Origin of the sequence: Leclercia tamurae, from assembly GCF_025566055.1 — a bacterium.
In the GTDB taxonomy this organism is placed as follows: Bacteria; Pseudomonadota; Gammaproteobacteria; order Enterobacterales; family Enterobacteriaceae; genus Enterobacter; species Enterobacter tamurae.
In genome coordinates this window covers 14,503-32,199 of sequence record NZ_JAMHKS010000072.1, presented here as the reverse complement: position 1 = coordinate 32,199, position 17,697 = coordinate 14,503, and the positions used below count along the sequence as shown (strand labels likewise).

The 17,697-nt window shown below is 58.8% G+C and carries 16 protein-coding genes; 11 read left to right on the top strand and 5 right to left on the bottom strand.

The window, feature by feature from the left end; genetic code table 11:
* The first annotated feature begins 35 nt into the window (after positions 1-35).
* The 4 genes from M8318_RS10410 to M8318_RS10395 all read left to right on the top strand — a co-directional run bounded on the left by M8318_RS10410 (position 36) and on the right by M8318_RS10395 (position 3,143).
* A complete protein-coding gene (locus M8318_RS10410; protein WP_262662425.1) occupies positions 36-905 on the top strand; it encodes a helix-turn-helix transcriptional regulator in 870 nt (289 codons plus the stop codon).
* The gene (locus M8318_RS10405) at positions 902-1,936 is read left to right on the top strand and encodes a DUF2157 domain-containing protein (protein WP_262662424.1); all 1,035 of its coding nucleotides are present in this window, start codon (positions 902-904) and stop codon (positions 1,934-1,936) included. Before M8318_RS10410 ends, M8318_RS10405 begins: the two co-directional genes overlap by 4 nt.
* A gap of 227 nt (positions 1,937-2,163) precedes the next feature.
* Positions 2,164-2,451, top strand: coding sequence for a helix-turn-helix domain-containing protein (locus M8318_RS10400; RefSeq protein ID WP_262662422.1), 288 nt, complete (start codon positions 2,164-2,166; stop codon positions 2,449-2,451).
* A gap of 89 nt (positions 2,452-2,540) precedes the next feature.
* Positions 2,541-3,143, top strand: coding sequence for a hypothetical protein (locus M8318_RS10395; RefSeq protein ID WP_262662703.1), 603 nt, complete (start codon positions 2,541-2,543; stop codon positions 3,141-3,143).
* A 27-nt stretch (positions 3,144-3,170) separates the two neighbouring features.
* Here M8318_RS10395 and nfsB read toward each other — a convergent pair whose 3' ends face one another.
* From nfsB to M8318_RS10380, 3 genes are all read right to left on the bottom strand, one after another.
* Positions 3,171-3,824 carry an oxygen-insensitive NAD(P)H nitroreductase gene (gene nfsB / locus M8318_RS10390; protein ID WP_262662421.1) on the bottom strand — a complete coding sequence of 218 codons (654 nt, stop codon included), beginning with the start codon at positions 3,822-3,824 and terminating at the stop codon, positions 3,171-3,173.
* A 76-nt stretch (positions 3,825-3,900) separates the two neighbouring features.
* Positions 3,901-4,272: an MmcQ/YjbR family DNA-binding protein gene (locus M8318_RS10385; RefSeq protein WP_262662420.1), complete on the bottom strand. Its 372-nt coding sequence runs from the start codon at positions 4,270-4,272 to the stop codon at positions 3,901-3,903.
* The gene (locus M8318_RS10380) at positions 4,262-4,852 is read right to left on the bottom strand and encodes a TetR/AcrR family transcriptional regulator (RefSeq protein WP_262662419.1); all 591 of its coding nucleotides are present in this window, start codon (positions 4,850-4,852) and stop codon (positions 4,262-4,264) included. Before M8318_RS10380 ends, M8318_RS10385 begins: the two co-directional genes overlap by 11 nt.
* Before the next feature lie 190 nt (positions 4,853-5,042).
* Between M8318_RS10380 and M8318_RS10375 the strand changes: the two genes are divergently transcribed.
* The 3 genes from M8318_RS10375 to M8318_RS10365 all read left to right on the top strand — a co-directional run bounded on the left by M8318_RS10375 (position 5,043) and on the right by M8318_RS10365 (position 8,282).
* The gene (locus tag M8318_RS10375) at positions 5,043-6,146 is read left to right on the top strand and encodes an MBL fold metallo-hydrolase (protein WP_262662418.1); all 1,104 of its coding nucleotides are present in this window, start codon (positions 5,043-5,045) and stop codon (positions 6,144-6,146) included.
* Between the two features lie 32 nt (positions 6,147-6,178).
* Complete coding sequence (locus tag M8318_RS10370; protein ID WP_106992253.1) at positions 6,179-6,520, top strand: RamA family antibiotic efflux transcriptional regulator; 342 nt, start codon at positions 6,179-6,181, stop codon at positions 6,518-6,520.
* 136 nt (positions 6,521-6,656) lie between these two features.
* The gene (locus M8318_RS10365) at positions 6,657-8,282 is read left to right on the top strand and encodes an alpha/beta hydrolase-fold protein (RefSeq protein WP_262662416.1); all 1,626 of its coding nucleotides are present in this window, start codon (positions 6,657-6,659) and stop codon (positions 8,280-8,282) included.
* Here the strand turns inward: M8318_RS10365 and M8318_RS10360 are convergent.
* Complete coding sequence (locus M8318_RS10360; protein WP_106992256.1) at positions 8,211-8,459, bottom strand: DUF1158 domain-containing protein; 249 nt, start codon at positions 8,457-8,459, stop codon at positions 8,211-8,213. The two genes, M8318_RS10365 and M8318_RS10360, sit on opposite strands and share 72 nt — an antisense overlap.
* 497 nt (positions 8,460-8,956) lie before the next feature.
* On the opposite strand from M8318_RS10360, the gene M8318_RS10355 reads away from it, so the two are divergent.
* The 3 genes from M8318_RS10355 to M8318_RS10345 all read left to right on the top strand — a co-directional run bounded on the left by M8318_RS10355 (position 8,957) and on the right by M8318_RS10345 (position 15,908).
* Positions 8,957-11,668, top strand: a complete 2,712-nt coding sequence (locus M8318_RS10355) for a cation-transporting P-type ATPase (protein WP_408612240.1) — start codon at positions 8,957-8,959, stop codon at positions 11,666-11,668.
* Positions 11,669-11,741: 73 nt separating this feature from the next.
* The gene (locus M8318_RS10350) at positions 11,742-12,803 is read left to right on the top strand and encodes an efflux RND transporter periplasmic adaptor subunit (protein WP_262662414.1); all 1,062 of its coding nucleotides are present in this window, start codon (positions 11,742-11,744) and stop codon (positions 12,801-12,803) included.
* A 9-nt stretch (positions 12,804-12,812) separates the two neighbouring features.
* Positions 12,813-15,908: an efflux RND transporter permease subunit gene (locus M8318_RS10345; RefSeq protein ID WP_262662413.1), complete on the top strand. Its 3,096-nt coding sequence runs from the start codon at positions 12,813-12,815 to the stop codon at positions 15,906-15,908.
* On the opposite strand, the gene M8318_RS10340 is transcribed toward M8318_RS10345, so the two are convergent.
* Positions 15,898-17,019 carry a YbdK family carboxylate-amine ligase gene (locus tag M8318_RS10340; protein WP_262662412.1) on the bottom strand — a complete coding sequence of 374 codons (1,122 nt, stop codon included), beginning with the start codon at positions 17,017-17,019 and terminating at the stop codon, positions 15,898-15,900. The two genes, M8318_RS10345 and M8318_RS10340, sit on opposite strands and share 11 nt — an antisense overlap.
* Before the next feature lie 147 nt (positions 17,020-17,166).
* Here M8318_RS10340 and M8318_RS10335 point away from each other — a divergent pair, with 147 nt between their 5' ends.
* Positions 17,167-17,661, top strand: a complete 495-nt coding sequence (locus M8318_RS10335) for a GNAT family N-acetyltransferase (RefSeq protein ID WP_262662409.1) — start codon at positions 17,167-17,169, stop codon at positions 17,659-17,661.
* The last annotated feature ends 36 nt before the right edge of the window (positions 17,662-17,697 follow it).

Here is a 17,697-nt window from a genome sequence, read left to right as displayed (position 1 = left end):
TATACTGGTACTGGCACTACCATGCAGGGGGCACTATGGCGCTGATATCTGAACCCGTCACCTCACTCCAGGATGACACCCGTAAACAGCTCGGCGCATTTTTACGCGCCCGGCGAGAAAGTCTCGATCCCCAGCGTCTGGGCCTGCCACGCAGCGGCCGCCGCCGCACCCCGGGACTGCGCCGGGAAGAGGTGGCGATGCTGGCCGACGTGGGGGTGACCTGGTACACCTGGCTGGAGCAGGGCAGGGACGTCAATCCGTCCAGCGCGGTGATGGCGGCCGTGGCGAAAGCGCTGCAGTGTACTCCGACCGAAGCCCGACACCTGTTTGTGCTGGCCGGACTGCCGCCGGGTGAAGCGCCCCAGGCGGTGTGCTGCGAGGGGATCAGCGAAGGCACCCGCCGTCTGCTCGATACCCTGATGCCGAAACCCGCCAGCATTCAGAAGCCGAATTTCGATATCGTGGCGTGGAATGACAGCTTCTGCCATCTGATGGGCGTCGACTTTAACGACATCCCGCCGGAGGACCGCAACTGTATCTACCTTTATCTCACCCATCCGGCGTGGCGCGCCCGGCTTGGCAGACGTGATGATGTGCTGGCGATTTTTGTCTCCTACTTCCGCGCAGCGATGGCCGAGCACCGGGGCGACCCGCAGTGGGAGGCAAAACTGGCGCGCTTTTTTGCCGTCTCTGAGGAGTTTGAAGCCCTGTGGCACCAGCGTAACGACGTGCGCGGTGTGGAAAACCAGCTCAAGCTCTTTACCCATCCCGAACTGGGGGATATTCATCTCCAGCAGATGTACTGGTACTCCGCCCCGCGCAACGGCTCGCGCCTGCTGGTTTATCTCCCGGTGGATGACGAGGGCGAGCGCGCGCTGGCGTGGTTAACGGAGCAGGCCAAATGAACGTCACCCGCAAACAGGAACGCCTCCTGCGCCGCGCCCTCGCCGAATGGCAACAGGAGGGGGCATTAACTCCCGACGAACATCAGCGTCTGGCCGGAAGCTTAAAACGCGTCGCCATGGACTGGCAGCGGCTCAGCCGCTACGCCTTCTGGACGGCAATCGCCTGCGTCATCATCGCCATCGGCAGCCTGTTTGCCGACAGCGAACTGATGGCGCGGATTATCGACTTCTTCGCCTTCTCCTCCCTCGCCCGCATCGGACTGCCTGCGCTGGCCGCAGTGCTGTTTTATCTGTGGGGATTCAGCCGCCAGCGGCGGGAAAACCAGTGGCACTACAGCACCGAAGCGATTTTGTTCCTTGGAGTGTTCTTCACCGCCATCGCGCTCTGGCAGTTGGGCGAACGGCTGGATACCGGCAGCGGCCACATTGCGCCGCTGTTCCTGGCAGGCTGCGCCGTTTACGGACTGGTGGGTTTCGTTGGCCGCTCGGGGCTGGTGTGGCTGTTCTTTTTGCTCTCTCTCGGCAACTGGTTTGGCGCAGAGACCGGCTACATGTCCGGCTGGGGCGCCTACTGGCTGGGGATGAACTACCCGGTGCGCTTTATCTTCTTCGGCGGCGCGCTGCTGGCCCTGTGCTGGTGGCTGCGCCGGATGCTGCGTAAACGCCATCTGTACACCACCAGTAAAGCGATGGGGCTGACCTATCTGTTTGTCGCCCTGTGGATCATGTCGATTTTTGGCAATTACGATATCGATAATTGGTACGGCACTTCCCGCGCGATGCTGTTGCCGTGGGCGCTGCTGTTTGCCGTGGCGGCGGTAGTCTGTATTTACATCAGCCTGAAAACCGACGACGGCATGCTGCGCGGTTTTGGCCTGACGTTTCTCGGGATCAACCTCTATACCCGCTACTTCGAATACTTCTGGGATGGGATGAACAAGGTGCTGTTTTTCCTGATCCTGGCGGCGTCGCTGGCGGGGATCGGCCGTTATGCGGAGCGGATCTGGCATGGGGGAAATGGGTCGAAGTAAGATTTTTGCGAGAAGCTTTCAGGGAATGGATGCGATTTCGGCCTGATCCGGATAAAGCGTGTAAGGTAAATCACGAAAGGCAAAATTAGCCTTTAATGCAAATTGCCTTACATGCTAATATCTTCAGGGATGAAAAAACGTGTTCAGACTCATCGTTCACCAGGCAGTCAGAGAGGAGATCCTCTCGCTAATCCGTCTGGCACTGAAACGACAACAGGAGATGTTGGATGAGCAAGAAGATTATTGACTGGGATGTATTAAGAGCAGAGCTGTTAGGCGATTCAGACGTGCAGGCTGCCTTTGATGCCGAAGAACGCAAGGAGCGTCTGCGTGAGATGCTGGCGCAGTGGCGTAAACAGGCCGGGCTGACGCGTGCTCAGGTGGCGGAGCTAATGGGGGTTAGCGCACCAACGGTATCCCGAATGGAAGCCAATATTACCCGGGCAAGTCTGGATACCTTAACGCGCTATGCGTTGGTGTGCGGCGTTAAGCATCCGCAGATTACGCTTTATTGAGTACAATCCAACGTTATACAACCCACTGAATTTTCATCATTTCGATGAGTAACGAAGTGGACTATAATTACGCGATGAGAAACAACCTGATGTCGCCATTGATGATTGATTCTGCTGACTTCAGCCACAAGTTGGGACTCGTCTCCCGAAACGTTGAACATACCGAAGCTTTCCTTGCGCGCGGTACTGCGGATTTTCATCTGCCGGGCTTTGTATTGCCTGTGGGCTACCGTCTTTTAAAATCGCTTTACAGCGACGAGTATCGGATTGTAACCACTGACGAGGGAAAACCTTACACGGCATATGCCGTTAAGCTGGAATTTCACAACGAGATTACCTTCCCCCACGGTGCTGCCACGCAGGTGATGGTCTGGCGTACCCCGCGTACTCTTCATCAATCTGTGGTGAGCGGTTTTCCGCAATTCTTTTTCCAGTGGCTCCTGAGCGAATACAATGTCGTGGTGTCAGATAGCGAGCAAACCGGCGATGGTCAGCGCTTTTGGCTACGGATGATCGACTGGGCGTTTACTATGAATTATCAGATCAGCGTGGCGGACGGTACGGTAGGAGAAGAGTGGCACTTAACGCCAGTTAATTCATACGCTGAACTGGAAGAGCGCTGGATTGCGTTCGCCTGGGGATACGATTGTGATGTGCATCCGCATCGCAGACTGGTTATCAGTAAAAAGTAACGGGCCGCTATTCGCGGCCCGTTTGCATTAGCACTCAGTCACAACCGTGCTCAGCGGCAGGCGTGATTTCGGCAGCGTGGCGTTAAAATCTTCCACGCTGTGATGCCCAACCGGCACCACCACCAGGCTGGTAAAGCCTTTCTCTTTCAGACCAAACTCTTCGTCGAGGACCGCCGCGTCGAAGCCTTCAATCGGCACCGCGTCCAGGCCCATGGCGCCCACGCCCAGCAGGAAGTTGCCGACGTTGAGGTAAACCTGTTTCGCCATCCACTGGTCGTCATCTTTCAGATCCACACGGTGCAGATCGGCGAAGAAGGTACGGCCTTTGTGGTTGGCGGCTTTCGCTTCCGGGGTGTTGAAACGGCCGTCGGCCTCTTCCTGATCCACCACGCGGGTCAGCCACGCATCGTCCATCGCGGTTTTCGCGCAGAACACCACCACGTGAGACGCATCCAGCATTTTACGTTCGTTAAAGACAAAACCACCGGCTGCGGATTTCGCTACGCGCGCTTTGCCTTCTTCGGTGCTGGCGACGATAAAGTGCCATGGCTGCGAGTTGGTGCTGGACGGGCTGTATTGCAGCAGGGTTTTAATCTGTTCTGCCTGGTCGGCAGTCAGTTTTTTACTCGGGTCAAAGGCCTTGGTTGAGTGACGCTTCAAGGCAACAGAGATGATATCCATTACGACTCCTGGGGTTCAGTGCAAAAGGGAAAATAATACAAAGGGAAGGGGGCAAAGGTAAGGGCATTACGGGCGTTTAACCGCCGGGGCGTAACTTTTTTTGCTCTTTTTTCGGCAGCTTATCTACCACCAGATGCCACGAATCATTGACCAGATCGGCTATCAGCGCCGGGGTAATATCCTCTGCGGCGTAAATCGAGATCCAGTGCTTTTTATTCAGGTGATAGCCAGGCTCAATTCCCTGGTAGATCTGCTGATTGAGCAGCGATTTTTGCGGATCGGACTTCAGGCTGACGTGCAGACGCCCGTGCGCCTTGCCCATCAACATAAATATCTTGCCGCTTACCTTAAACACCTCGTATTCCGGGCCAAACGGCCAGCAGTGCTCGGTAAACGGCAGCTCCAGCGCCACTTTCTGCGCGCAGGCGGTAAGTGCTTTACTGTCCATGGCTATCCTCTTCGGCCAGGGCTCGCCACATGGCTTCAAAACCCAGCGCCTTGAATTCAGCGGCGCGCGCCGGTTCGCGGGTGGCGAAGGACATCGTTGTCTCTGCCAGCGATAAAAACAGGGCATCGCCAAACAGACGAAATTCTTCAGACATAAACACCGGACGAATCGAACGACGGCAGAGTTCATGCAGCTCCGGGAACATCTCGTGCACCGCCTGTTCGGTTTCAGCGTTGATCTTCTCGCTCACCCCGAGCTGGCGGATCGCGCCGTGTGCCACCGGGTTGCGGATACCCCAGTCAACGTAGCTGTTCCAGATATTGCGGGTATGCTCTTTCGGCTGGGTGAGTGCCCTGTCCATATTCGCCAGCATGGTCTGGCACAGATCCTGTTTCAGGTGCAGGTAGAGGGCGTTGAGCAGATCGTCTTTGGTGGCGAAATAGCGAAACAGGGTACCTTCAGCCACCCCTGCGCTGCGGGCGATTAACGCGGTAGAGGCCGCAATGCCCGACTGGGCAAACGCAGTGGTTGCCGCGTCCAGCAACGCCAGTTTTTTATCTTCACTTTTCGGACGAGCCACTGCATTTCCTCCAGTTAATGTGCAAAAACCCTGATTGAATCATGCTCTTTGCGGGGCTGCAACGCGGAATGTCAAAGATCTTAAAACGTCTTGACGACTTTCGCATCACTCCTATAATGAGTGCTTACTCACTCATAATCAAGTTTTGCCCGCGCAGGCCATCGGATGGGGCGCGAATTCGGGTCGGGATATGAAAAAGCGTTTTATTATTAGCCTGGTGGTAGTGATGATTATTGCAGCAGCGGCGAGTTTGCCGTTCGTACTGAATGCCGGATTCGGCCAGCCGCCACAGGGTGCGCAGGTGAATGAGTTTGCCGCCTCGCCGCAGTATCGCGACGGACAGTTCCATAACACCCTGCCCACGCCGGGCTTTACCGGCAACAAGAACATGCTGGCGGCCTGGTGGGATTTTCTGGTGACCAAACGTGAAAACGCGCGTCCGGCCCAGCCGCTGCCGCTGGTAAAAACCGATCTCGCCCAGTTGCCGCTGGATCAGGACACTCTGGTCTGGCTCGGCCACTCCTCGTGGTATCTGCAGCTGGCGGGCAAACGTATTCTGATCGATCCGGTGTTCAGCAACTATGCCGCCCCCTTCTCCTTCCTCAACAAAGCCTTTGCCGGAGAGTATCCGTGGCATGTTGAAGAGATGCCCGATATCGATCTGCTGATTATCTCCCACGATCACTACGATCATCTCGATTACGCCACCATCAAGGCGCTGCTGCCGAAAGTGAAGCGCGTGGTCACGCCGCTCGGAGTGGGATCGCATCTGCGCTACTGGGGCATGGCGCCGTCCATCATTGAGGAGCGGGACTGGGATCAGTCGGTGCGCATCAGCGATGATCTGACCGTGCACGTTCTCCCGGCGCGCCATTTCTCCGGCCGCGGACTGAAGCGCAACCAGACGCTGTGGGGCAGCTTTATGTTTGTCACCCCGCAGCAGAAGGTGTTTTACAGCGGCGATTCTGGCTACGGCCCGCACTTTAACGCCATCGGCGAACAGTTTGGTGCCGTCGATCTGGCGATCATGGAGAACGGACAGTACGACCAGGACTGGAAGTACATTCACATGCAGCCTTCTGAAACGGCGCAGGCCGCCGCAGATCTGAACGCCAGGGCGGTGGTGCCGGGTCACTCCGGGCGCTTTGTACTGGCAAAACATACCTGGAACGACCCGCTGATCAAGCTGTCGCAGGCCAGCAAGGATAAAGCGTATCGCCTGCTGACGCCGGAACTCGGTGAGCCGCTCAGAGTGGATGATGCCACGCAACAATTTCGCGCGTGGTGGGAATAATGTTTAATCGAAGAGCAGAGGGGGAGAGCAACATGACTATTTCCGCTCAGGTTATCGACACCATTGTCGAGTGGATCGACGACAACCTTCATCAGCCGTTGCGGATCGAGGATATCGCCCGTCACGCGGGCTATTCCAAATGGCACCTACAGCGGCTGTTTATGCAGTATAAAGGCGAGAGCCTGGGGCGGTACATTCGGGAACGTAAGTTGCGGCTGGCGGCGCGGGATCTGCTTGAATCGGACGAAAAGGTCTACGACATTTGTCTGCGCTACGGCTTTGACTCCCAGCAGACCTTTACCCGCGTCTTCACCCGCACCTTTAACCAGCCGCCTGGCGCTTATCGCAAGGATAACCACAGCCGGGCGCATTAAACGCATCAAACCTGCTAATAGCCCGGTGGCGCTGCGCTTACCGGGCCTACAAAACCGCCAATCCCTCTAATGATATTGAAAATTATTACCATTTGCATTAGCGTTGATAATACATTTCGACGGGGAACATGCGGTAATGAAGAGGGTATGGAGTGGGTTGTTATTAGGGATCGGCGCGTTGCCTGCGATGGCGGCGACCTGTGAACATTCTTCCCTTCAGGGAGACGTACAGGGGAAGTTTGATGCCAGCGGCGAAGTCTGTTTTTCACTGCCGCCGCTGGACGAGAATTATGTTTCCGCCACGCTGAACGGCGTAACGGATGCCCGCCTGCTGGACGATCAAAACCGAAAGATTCGCACCCTGGTTGAAAAGGGTCCTGCCGATGGGGAACATACGCTGCTCTTTGCTCTGCCCGTAAAGCAAAACACCTCGCTGGTGCTGCAGGGGGAGGAGGGCAAAGCCTGGCGTTTTCAGTGGCGGATGAAAGAGACCACTGCCTTACCGCGGGTACAAATGCTGGAGCCGGAAAGCCCGACGCTGCAGGCGCTGGCAAAAACGGTTGCTGCCGGTGGAAGTACGGATGCGTTCTGGCAGGCACAGAGTCAGCAGGGCACGCCGATGGTGGAGCCGGTGGATGCCAGCCATAAGCGTGTCACCTTCCTGTGGCGCGGCGCGCGGGATAACGTCTTTATTCTGGGCTCTCCGGCGGGCGATCACGATCCGCTGTTCCGCCTCGGTAAGAGCGATGTCTGGTTTCGCAGCTACGTGGTCCCCGCCGATACGGTGATGCAGTACAAACTCGCGCCGGATGTGCCGCTGATTGACGGCTCCCCTCGCGATCAGCGACGGGCGATCCTCGTAAGCGCGCAGGCCGATCCGCTCAATCCAAACACCTTTGGTGAACAGAAGGCGGATCGCTGGAACCGCTTTTCTCTGCTCGATCTCAGCCCGGCGCGCTACTGCTCGGCGCAGGCCGCAGCCCAGCCGCTGGTGAGCGGCACGCTGACCCGCCAGATGGTTAACAGCACAATCCTTGGCAATGCGCGTGAAGTGATGATCTATAAACCGCGCACTGCCCAGCCCGCGCGCTGGACCTTAATCCTGTTCGATGGGCAGATCTATCAGGACGACTACCATTTCGCTAACGTGCTGGATGGCCTGATTGCCCGCCATCACCTGCCGCCCGTCAACCTGGTGTTTATCGACAGCCTCGATCACGCCCGACGCAGTAAAGAGTTACCGCCGAACCCGGATTTCGCCGACTTTATGGCCCATGAACTGCTCCCGTGGTTGCGCGGGCAGGGGATGGCGATGCAGCGGCAGAAAACGGTGCTGGCGGGTTCAAGCTACGGAGGCATAGCCTCCTCATGGGTGGCGTTGCGCTACCCGCGGCTGTTTGGCAACGTGCTAAGTCTTTCTGGCTCGTACTGGTGGGCGCCGAAAGGTGAAGCGTCCGGCTGGCTGACGCGTCAGTATCAGCAGTCCCCACCGTATCCGGTTCGCTTCTGGCTGCAGGCCGGGAAGTTTGAAACCACGGGGCCAGGGGGCGGGATCTACCGCACCACAAAGGATTTCGAAAAGGTCTTGCGGGAGAAAGGCTATCGCGTCAGCTTCCACCCGTCGTCAAGCGGCCACGACTACGCGGCCTGGTGTGAAGCGCTGATCCACGGGATGCGTGATTTCACCGGCTTACGACGCCCGGGAAAACCAGCGGCGCCAGACGAAGCGCAGGATAAAGAACTCCACGGCGCCGAGCAGTAAAAACCACAGGCAGAAGATAATGGTGTAGAGCTGGTTGAGATCCATCAGATGGAAGGTGCTCATCAGCTTCTGCGCCACCACCAGCCCCAGGGAAGGGGCAGGCAGCAGCAGAACGGAGAGAAAGGCCATCAGCAAGATGCCGCCTGCCGTTAACAACGATTCCAGTGGGTGTTTCATAATTATGTTAATCGTCAGTTAAAAATAACATTGTCACGGATAGGGCTTCGTAAAGCAATATCAACCGCAAAGCGCGCGGGCGAGAAATAATCGCCCATTAATTCGCTGATACTTTCCCGACAGGCGTCCGCTGATTCAATTAATCTGGATTAACGTAAATTATTGTCACCCTCCGGCCAATAGTTTTACGAAGGTATAAGTGCTGTATCCAATTAACGTCGCAATAACAATGGCAACGATAATATATAACGCCAGGCGACGCCCGCGATAAATACCAAACATGCTTACCTCTCGTTTAGTGTCGGTTTAGAAATAATTTGCAAAAATCACTTTATTGAAATGAAACGTTATCTGTTTAATGCCATCGACAGAAATAATAGTGCGTTAAATTAATTGTCCTGACAACCCATTAAATTAACGCCCGACGATTTATAAAAGCAGACATGGAATTCAGGCTTTTGCTCACCGCAAATTGAAGGAACTGAAATATGACTAAAATGCATCATACCCACACGCCCCGGTCCAATCCGGGCCACGCGCCGACGCAGGCTTATCAGCAGACCGTCGAACAGGTCCTTGAGGCACAGCGCAGCACCGCTGCCGGCCTGAGCCGCGCCGAGGCGCAGGCACGCCTGCAGCAGCATGGTCCAAATGCCCTGCCGGAAAAAAAAGCCAGACCAGCATGGCTGCGTTTTCTGGCCCATTTTAACGACGTCTTAATTTACGTCCTGCTGGCCGCCGCGGTATTAACTGCCATTATGGGCCACTGGGTCGATACGCTGGTGATTCTGGGTGTGGCGGTGATTAATGCCTTAATTGGTCATATTCAGGAGAGCAACGCCGAGAAATCCCTGAGCAGTATCCGAAATATGCTCGCCAGTGATGCGCGGGTTATTCGTGAGGGAGTGCACGAAACAATACCGACAACTGAAATAGTTCCCGGGGATATTATTGTATTGCGCGCCGGGGATCGTATTCCGGCAGATATGCGGGTCATTGAAGCGCATAATTTACGCGTGGAAGAGGCGATCCTGACCGGTGAATCCACGGTGGTCGATAAACATATTCAGCCCTTAACCGGAGAATTAACCCTCGGCGACCGCACCAATCTGCTGTTTTCCGGCACCACCGTTAGCGCAGGCGGCGGTACGGGCGTGGTGATTGCCACTGGCCAGGAGACCGAACTGGGCCACATCAACCAGATGATGGCCGGCATTGAAAAGCACCGCACCCCGCTGCTGGTGCAGATGGACAAGCTCGGCAAAGCCATCTTCGGCCTGATCATGGCGATGATGGTCGCGCTGTTTGTCTTCAGCCTGCTGCTGCGCGACATGCCGATCGGCGAGCTGCTGCTGTCGTTAATCAGCCTGGCAGTGGCCGCGGTACCGGAAGGTCTGCCAGCCATCATCTCGATTATCCTGTCGCTGGGCGTGCAGGCGATGGCGCGTAAGCGGGCGATTATCCGCAAGCTGCCTACCGTAGAGACGCTCGGGGCGATGACCGTGGTCTGCTCGGATAAAACCGGCACCCTGACCATGAACGAAATGACCGTCAAAGCGATCATCACCGCCGACAGCTGCTATCGCGTCGAGGGCGACAGCTATGCCCCGGAAGGCAATATCTGCCTTGAGGGTAGCGACGAGTCGGTGCAGATCCAGCCGGGTACCGTGCTCGAGCAGTATCTGCGCACCGTCGACCTGTGTAACGACAGCCAGATGATTCGGGACGAGCGCGGCCTGTGGGGCATCACCGGTGGGCCGACTGAAGGCGCGCTGAAGGTGCTGGCGGCGAAAGCCCATCTCGCACCGGTCATGACCACGCTTATCAACAAGATCCCGTTCGACTCGCAGTACAAATACATGAGCACCCACTACCAGATCGGCAGTGAGGAGCAGATCCTGATCACCGGCGCGCCGGACGTGCTTTTCGCCCTCTGCTCGCAGCAGCAGACCCGTCACGGCGCCGAAGCCTTTAACCGCGCCTACTGGGAAGCGGAGATGGAGCGTTACGCCCGTCAGGGGCTGCGGATGGTGGCTGCGGCGTTCAAACCTGCCAACGGCGAGCAGTCGCTGACTCACGACGATCTCAGCCACGGCCTGATCTTCCTCGGCATCGCCGGGATGATGGACCCGCCGCGCCCGGAGGCGATCGACGCTATTCACGCCTGCCAGCAGGCGGGGATCCGCGTGAAGATGATCACCGGGGATCACCCCCAGACCGCGATGAGCATCGGCCAGATGCTGGGGATCACCAACAGCGCCCAGGCGGTGACCGGCTATCAGCTGGAGCATATGGATGATACTGAGCTGGCAAAAGCGGCGGTGGAGTATGACATCTTCGCCCGCACCAGCCCGGAGCATAAGCTGCGTCTGGTACAGGCCTTGCAGGAGCAGGGTGAGATCGTCGGCATGACCGGCGACGGTGTGAACGACGCTCCGGCCCTGCGCCAGGCGGACGTGGGTATCGCCATGGGTATCAAGGGCACCGAAGTGACCAAAGAGGCCGCCGACATGGTGCTGACGGACGATAACTTCGCCACCATCGCCAGCGCGGTGAAAGAGGGGCGCCGCGTCTACGACAACCTGAAGAAGACCATTCTGTTCATCATGCCGACCAACCTCGCGCAGGGGCTGCTGATTGTGATTGCCCTGCTGGTGGGGAACATCATTCCGCTGACGCCGGTGCTGATTTTGTGGATGAACATGGCCACCTCCGCCACGCTCTCCTTCGGTCTCGCCTTTGAAGCCGCCGAGCGCAACATCATGCGTCGTCCGCCGCGTCAGACCGGACAGCACGTCATGGATGCCTATGCCGTCTGGCGTGTGGCCTTCGTCGGGACCCTGATTGCCGTCGCCGCCTTTGCGCTGGAAGCCTGGCTGGCCCCGCGCGGCCACAGTGCGGAGTTCATCCGTACCGTGCTGCTGCAGATGCTGGTCTGCGCCCAGTGGGTCTACATGATTAACTGCCGCAACACCGAAGGCTTCTCCCTCAACCGCGGCCTGCTGGCGAACAAAGGGATCTGGCTGGTAACGGGCGTGCTGCTCCTGCTGCAGCTGGCGATTATCTACCTGCCGTTTATGCAGATGCTGTTCGGCACCGAAGCCCTGCCGCTGCGCTACTGGGGTGTCACCCTGGGGATCGCGAGCGTGATGTTCTTCATCGTCGAAATCGAGAAGCGACTGACCCGCAGGTTCCGTAAGGCTGTATAACCTTTTGCCCTCACCCTAACCTTCTCCCTGTGGGAGAGAGCCGGGGTGAGGGGAACACATCTGAGGTACTCCCATGAAATTCCCACTCCTGTTCGCACTCCTCGCCTGCACCTTACCACCCGCCTTCGCTGCCATTCCTGTGCGTGTCGCCACCGTGGAGCAGACCCCCCACGCCGCTGAGCGCCAGATCCCGGGCCGCGTTGAAGCCATTCACACCGTTGAGCTACGGGCCCGCACCGAGGGAGCGATCACCAAAATCCACTTCCGCGACGGGGAGTATGTGAAAAAAGGCGACCTGCTGTTTGAGCTGGACGATGCCGAACCGCGTGCCGCCGTGCGTCTGGCCCAGGCCGAGGTGAAGAGCGCCGAAGCCACCCTGCGTCAGGCGCAGCAGCAGCTCTCCCGCTTTGAAAGCCTGGGCAACAACAACGCCATCAGCCGTCACGATGTGGATAACGCCCGGATGCAGCGCGACGTCGCCAGCGCGGCGCTGGAGCAGGCCAGAGCCCGGCTTGAAACCCGCAACGTCACCCTGGCGTACACGCGCGTTACTGCCCCGATTGATGGTCGCATGGGGCACAGCCGCTTCCACGTGGGCAGCCTGGTGAATCCTGCAAGCGGCGTGCTGGTGGAGGTGGTACAGCTCGACCCGATCCGTATCGCCTTTGCGCTGGAAGAGGGGGCATTTGCCTCCAAAGCCGGACAGCATGCGGATATCAGCACCATGAAAAAGGCCTGGCGGGCCCTGATAGAGAGCAACGGCCAGCGCATCAGCGGGGAACTGACCTCGGTGGATAACCGCATCGACCCGCGCACTGCCAGCGTGATGCTGCGCGCCGAGTTCGCCAATCCACGCCATCAGCTGTTGCCCGGCGGGAACGTGAATCTGTTTCTGCGCCCGGCCAGTGAGCAGCCGGTGCTGACCCTGCCCGCCGCGGCGGTACAGCAAAACGGCGACGGATTCTTTGCCTGGGTGGTTAACGCCGACGGCAAAGCAGAAATGCGTCCGCTGAACGTTGCCGGGCAGATCGGCCAGCAGTTTCAGATCGCCTCCGGCATCGCGTCCGGTGAGCGAGCGATCACCGACGGCGCGCAGCGGGTGCAGCCTGGCGCAGCCGTCCAGATACTGAATTAAGGAGCCATCATGCTGACGTTTTTCATCAAACGCCCGCGCTTTGCGATGGTGATTGCGCTGGTTATCACCCTGCTGGGGGCCATCGCGCTGAAGATTATTCCGGTGGAACAGTATCCACAGATCACGCCGCCGGTCGTGAATGTATCAGCCTCATGGCCGGGCGCCAGCTCGGCTGACGTGGCGGAGGCCATCGCCACGCCGCTGGAGACCCAGCTGAACGGCGTGGACCACATGCTCTACATGGAGTCCACCAGTTCGGACGAGGGCGCATACAGCCTCAACATCACCTTCGCAGCGGGCACCGATCCGGATCTGGCCGCCATCGACGTGCAAAACCGCGTGGCACAGGCCGTGGCGCAACTGCCCGCCGAGGCGCAGCAAAACGGCGTCCAGGTGCGCAAGCGCGCCACCAACCTGATGATGGGGGTAAGCCTTTACTCACCGAATAATTCCCACTCGCCGCTGTTCGTCAGCAACTACGCCAGCACTCAGGTGCGCGAGGCGCTCTCCCGCCTGCCGGGCGTCGGGCAGGTGCAGATGTTTGGCGCGCGGGACTACAGCATGCGGATCTGGCTGCGTCCGGACCGCATGAACGCCCTCAACGTCACCACCGACGACGTGGCCCAGGCCCTGCGCGAGCAGAACGTGCAGGGCGCGGCAGGCCAGGTGGGAACGCCGCCGGTGTTTAACGGCCAGCAGCAGACCCTGACCATTAACGGGCTGGGGCGCTTAAATCAGGCTGAAGATTTCGCCGGGATCATTATCCGCGCGGGGGAGATGGGCCAGCTGGTGCGCCTGAAGGATGTCGCCACCATTGAACTCGGCTCGCGCAGCTACAGCTCCGGCGCGCAGTTGAACGGGCATGACTCCGCCTATCTCGGCATCTATCCCACGCCGTCCGCCAACGCTCTGCGCGTGGCCGACGCGGTGCGCGCCGAGCTGGAGCGCTTGTCGACACGTTTTCCGGACGATCTGACCTGGGAAGTGAAGTTCGACACCACGCAGTTTGTCGCCGCGACTATCAAGGAGATTGGCGTCTCGCTGGTGCTGACTCTGCTGGCGGTGGTGGTCGTCGTCTCCCTGTTCCTGCAGAGCTGGCGCGCGACACTGATTGTGGCCCTCGCTATTCCGGTGTCGCTGGTGGGCACTTTTGCAGTGCTGTATACGTTGGGCTACTCCGCCAACACCCTGAGCCTGTTCGCCATTATTCTGGCCCTGACCATGGTGGTGGATGACGCTATCGTGGTGGTGGAGAGTGTGGAAACCCTGATGGCAGAAGGGCAGAGCCGCACGGCGGCCACCGCGCTGGCCCTGCGTCAGATTGCCGGGCCGGTGATTGCGACGACGCTGGTGCTGCTGGCGGTATTTGTCCCGGTGGCGCTGCTGCCGGGGATTGTCGGCGAGCTGTACCGTCAGTTTGCGGTGACGCTTTCCACTGCGGTGACCCTCTCAAGCCTGGTGGCGCTAACCCTGACGCCCGCGCTTTGCGCGCTGCTGCTGCGCCCGCGCCCTGAGCGCCCGGCGGCGATTTACCGTGGCTTTAACCGCGGGCTGGATGCGACGCGCAACCTTTACACCCGGATTGTCAGCGCGTTCAACCTGCGCCCGTGGCTGGCGCTGCTGGCGACCGCAGGTGCGGCGGCCGTAGTGGTGTTCAGCTTTATGTCGATGCCAAAAGGCTTTCTGCCCCAGGAGGATCAGGGCTACTTCTTCGCCAGCGTTCAGCTGCCGGAATCGGCTTCGCTGGAGCGTACCGAAGCGGTGATGACCACGGCACGCGAACTGATTGCTAAAAATCCGGCGGTGGAGGACGTGATTCAGGTCTCCGGGTTTAACATTCTCAACGGCACCAGCGCCTCCAACGGCGGCTTTATCTCGGTGATGCTGAAGGACTGGAGCGAACGCCCCGCCCTGGATGAGGTGATGGGCACCCTGCAGCGCCAGCTGCTGGCCCTGCCGGAGGCGACCATTATGACCTTTGCCCCGCCGACGCTGCCGGGGCTGGGCAACGCCTCCGGTTTCGACCTGCGCATTCAGGCTCAGGCGGGGCAGAGCCCGGCGGAGCTGGAGCGCGTCACCCGACAGGTGCTGGCGAAGGCCAACCAGCATCCGCAGCTGAGCCGGGTGTTCACTACCTGGAGCAGCAACGTACCCCAGCTGACCCTGACCGTTGACCGCGAGCGCGCGGCGCGCCTTGACGTGCCGGTCTCGCGCATCTTCAGCAGCCTGCAAACCGCCTTTGGCGGCACGCGAGCCGGGGATTTCAGCGTCAACAATCGCGTCTACCACGTGGTGATGCAAAACGAGATGCAGTGGCGCGAGCGCGCAGAGCAAATCAGCGAGCTGTTCGTGCGCAGCAATAATGGCGAGCGGGTGCGCCTGAGCAACCTCGTCACCATCACCCCGACCGTCGGTGCGCCGTTCCTGCAGCAGTACAACCAGTTCCCGTCGGTGTCGGTAAGCGGCTCGGCGGCAGAAGGGGTGAGCAGCAGCACGGCGATGGCGGCGATGGGCCAGCTTCTGGCGGACAACCTGCCTGCCGGGTATGACTACGCCTGGAGCGGGATGTCGTATCAGGAGCAGCAGACCGGGAATCAGGCGATCTGGATCGTGCTGGCGGCGGTGGTGATGGCATGGCTGTTCCTTGTCGCCCAGTACGAGAGCTGGACTTTACCGGCGAGCGTGATGCTCTCGGTACTGTTCGCCATCGGCGGGGCGCTGGTCTGGCTGTGGGCCGCCGGATACGCCAACGACGTGTATGTGCAGATTGGCCTGGTGCTACTGATAGCCCTTGCCGCCAAGAACGCGATTCTGATCGTTGAGTTCGCCCGCGCGCGGCGGATGGAGGGGATGGCGATTGTCGATGCCGCACGCGAAGGCGCATCCCGCCGCTTCCGGGCGGTAATGATGACCGCGGTATCGTTCATTATCGGGGTATTACCGATGATGCTGGCGACCGGGGCGGGGGCCCAGAGCCGCCGCATCATCGGTACCACGGTGTTCAGCGGCATGCTGGTGGCCACCGTGGTAGGGATTGTCTTTATTCCGGCGCTGTTCGTGCTGTTCCAGCGCCTGCGCGAGTGGGGACACCGGCTTACGGACTAGTCGCCCACAGTTCGGCATGTTTTTGCACTAAGGAGATGAGCGAGCCACCGTCTGCGATAAAGTCCCGCATACGCTGCGCCTCGCTCTTGCCCTGTTTGAGCATCAGGGTAATTTCCTGGATCGCGCTCGACGCGCCCAGCTTCTCGGCAGACGGCGCAACGCGCTCCAGCAGCCAGCCGAGATCCTCGGCGATGGTTTTCTGCTCCCCGGTATGCACGTCCGTCAGGATCCCCGCTAACCCGTAGCGACAGGCCTGGAAACGGTTGAAGCGGTACAGAAGGAAATCCTGCTCCTGATGCTTATATGGCCGCGTGGTCAGCAGCCAGTGCGAGGTGGCCTGAATCAGCCCGGCGATGTTGATGGCGTGCGCCAGCGTTAGCGGCGTATCCATCACCCGCACTTCGACCGTGCCAAAATGCGGGCTGGGGCGAATGTCCCAGTGCAGATCTTTAATGCTGTCGATCATGCTGGTGTGGCTCAGGCGACGAAACAGACCCTCGAACTCCTGCCAGCTGTTGACCCACGGCATCAGGCCGTTATCCGGGAACCCGGAGAAGATGTTGAGTCGCGAGGAGGCAAATTTCGTGTCGGTGCCCTGCATATAGGGGGAGGTTGCCGCCAGGGCGATAAAGTGCGGCACGAAGCGCGACAGGCCATGCAGGAGGTAGATGGCCTCATCGCCAGTGCGGCATCCCACGTGGACGTGCTGGCCAAACACCGTGGCCTGCAAAATCAGATAGCCAAAGCGCTCCAGGGTGACGTTATAGCGCTCATCTTCGCACACCTGCTGACGCTGCCATTTCTGAAACGGATGTGTGCCGCCGCCGCAGATCTGAATATGGTGCTCCGCCGCCGCGCGCAGAATGCTCTGCTGCATGGCGGAAAATTGCGCCGCTGCCTGGTCGATGTTGTGGCACACGCCGGTAGCAATTTCGAGCATGCTTTCGGTGATGTCGTGCTTCACTTCACCGGCTTTGATATCGTTTTTCACGGCGTCGATGAGCGCGGAGGAGTCCTGGCTCAGATCGTAACCCGGCGGATTAACCACCTGCAGTTCCAGTTCGATGCCAAGGGTGAAAGGTTCAGAGGAATGAAAGTCGGGTAAAGGCATAGCGCACTCCGTTGTCTGTGATGCGTTGAGTATAGACAACGGATGACGTTCTCCTTCTCACTGTGGGAGAGGCTCAGTCCGCCTTGACGCTCCAGAGTTGTTATCGCTATTAATATTGGCCTGATTATTAACACTAAGGAGTAAGCAATGGTCTCGTTTCGACCCCTGACAGAAGATGAGTATCCTGCTTATCTGGATTATTTTATTGATGATTATGCCGGGGAGATCGCCACAAACTACGGGCTCTCTCAACATGATTCTGTTGCCAGAGCAAAGCAGGAAATTGCCGAAATGCTTCCCGAAGGCGTGAATACGCATGGACACGTTTTACTCTCTCTTGTTGCGCCGATAGATCAGTCTGACAGGCATGTCGGTTATCTCTGGTACAAACCCGATACGATGATGCGCTCAGTGTTTATCTACGATTTTCATATTTTCATCTCTTGCCAGGGACAGGGGCTGGGTAAACAGACTCTCCGTGCTCTTGAAGCGCATCTGCACGAGAAGGGTTTTAAAGAGATCAGACTGCGCGTGGCAGGGGATAATGCCCGTGCCCGGCATCTCTACGAGAGCAGCGGTTTTGGAATTACCGGGATCAACATGAGCAAGTCTATTGTCGGGCTCGCGGAAAAAACGCCGTGAGAATGCTATTATCCAGGCAGAAACTGACACCCTGAG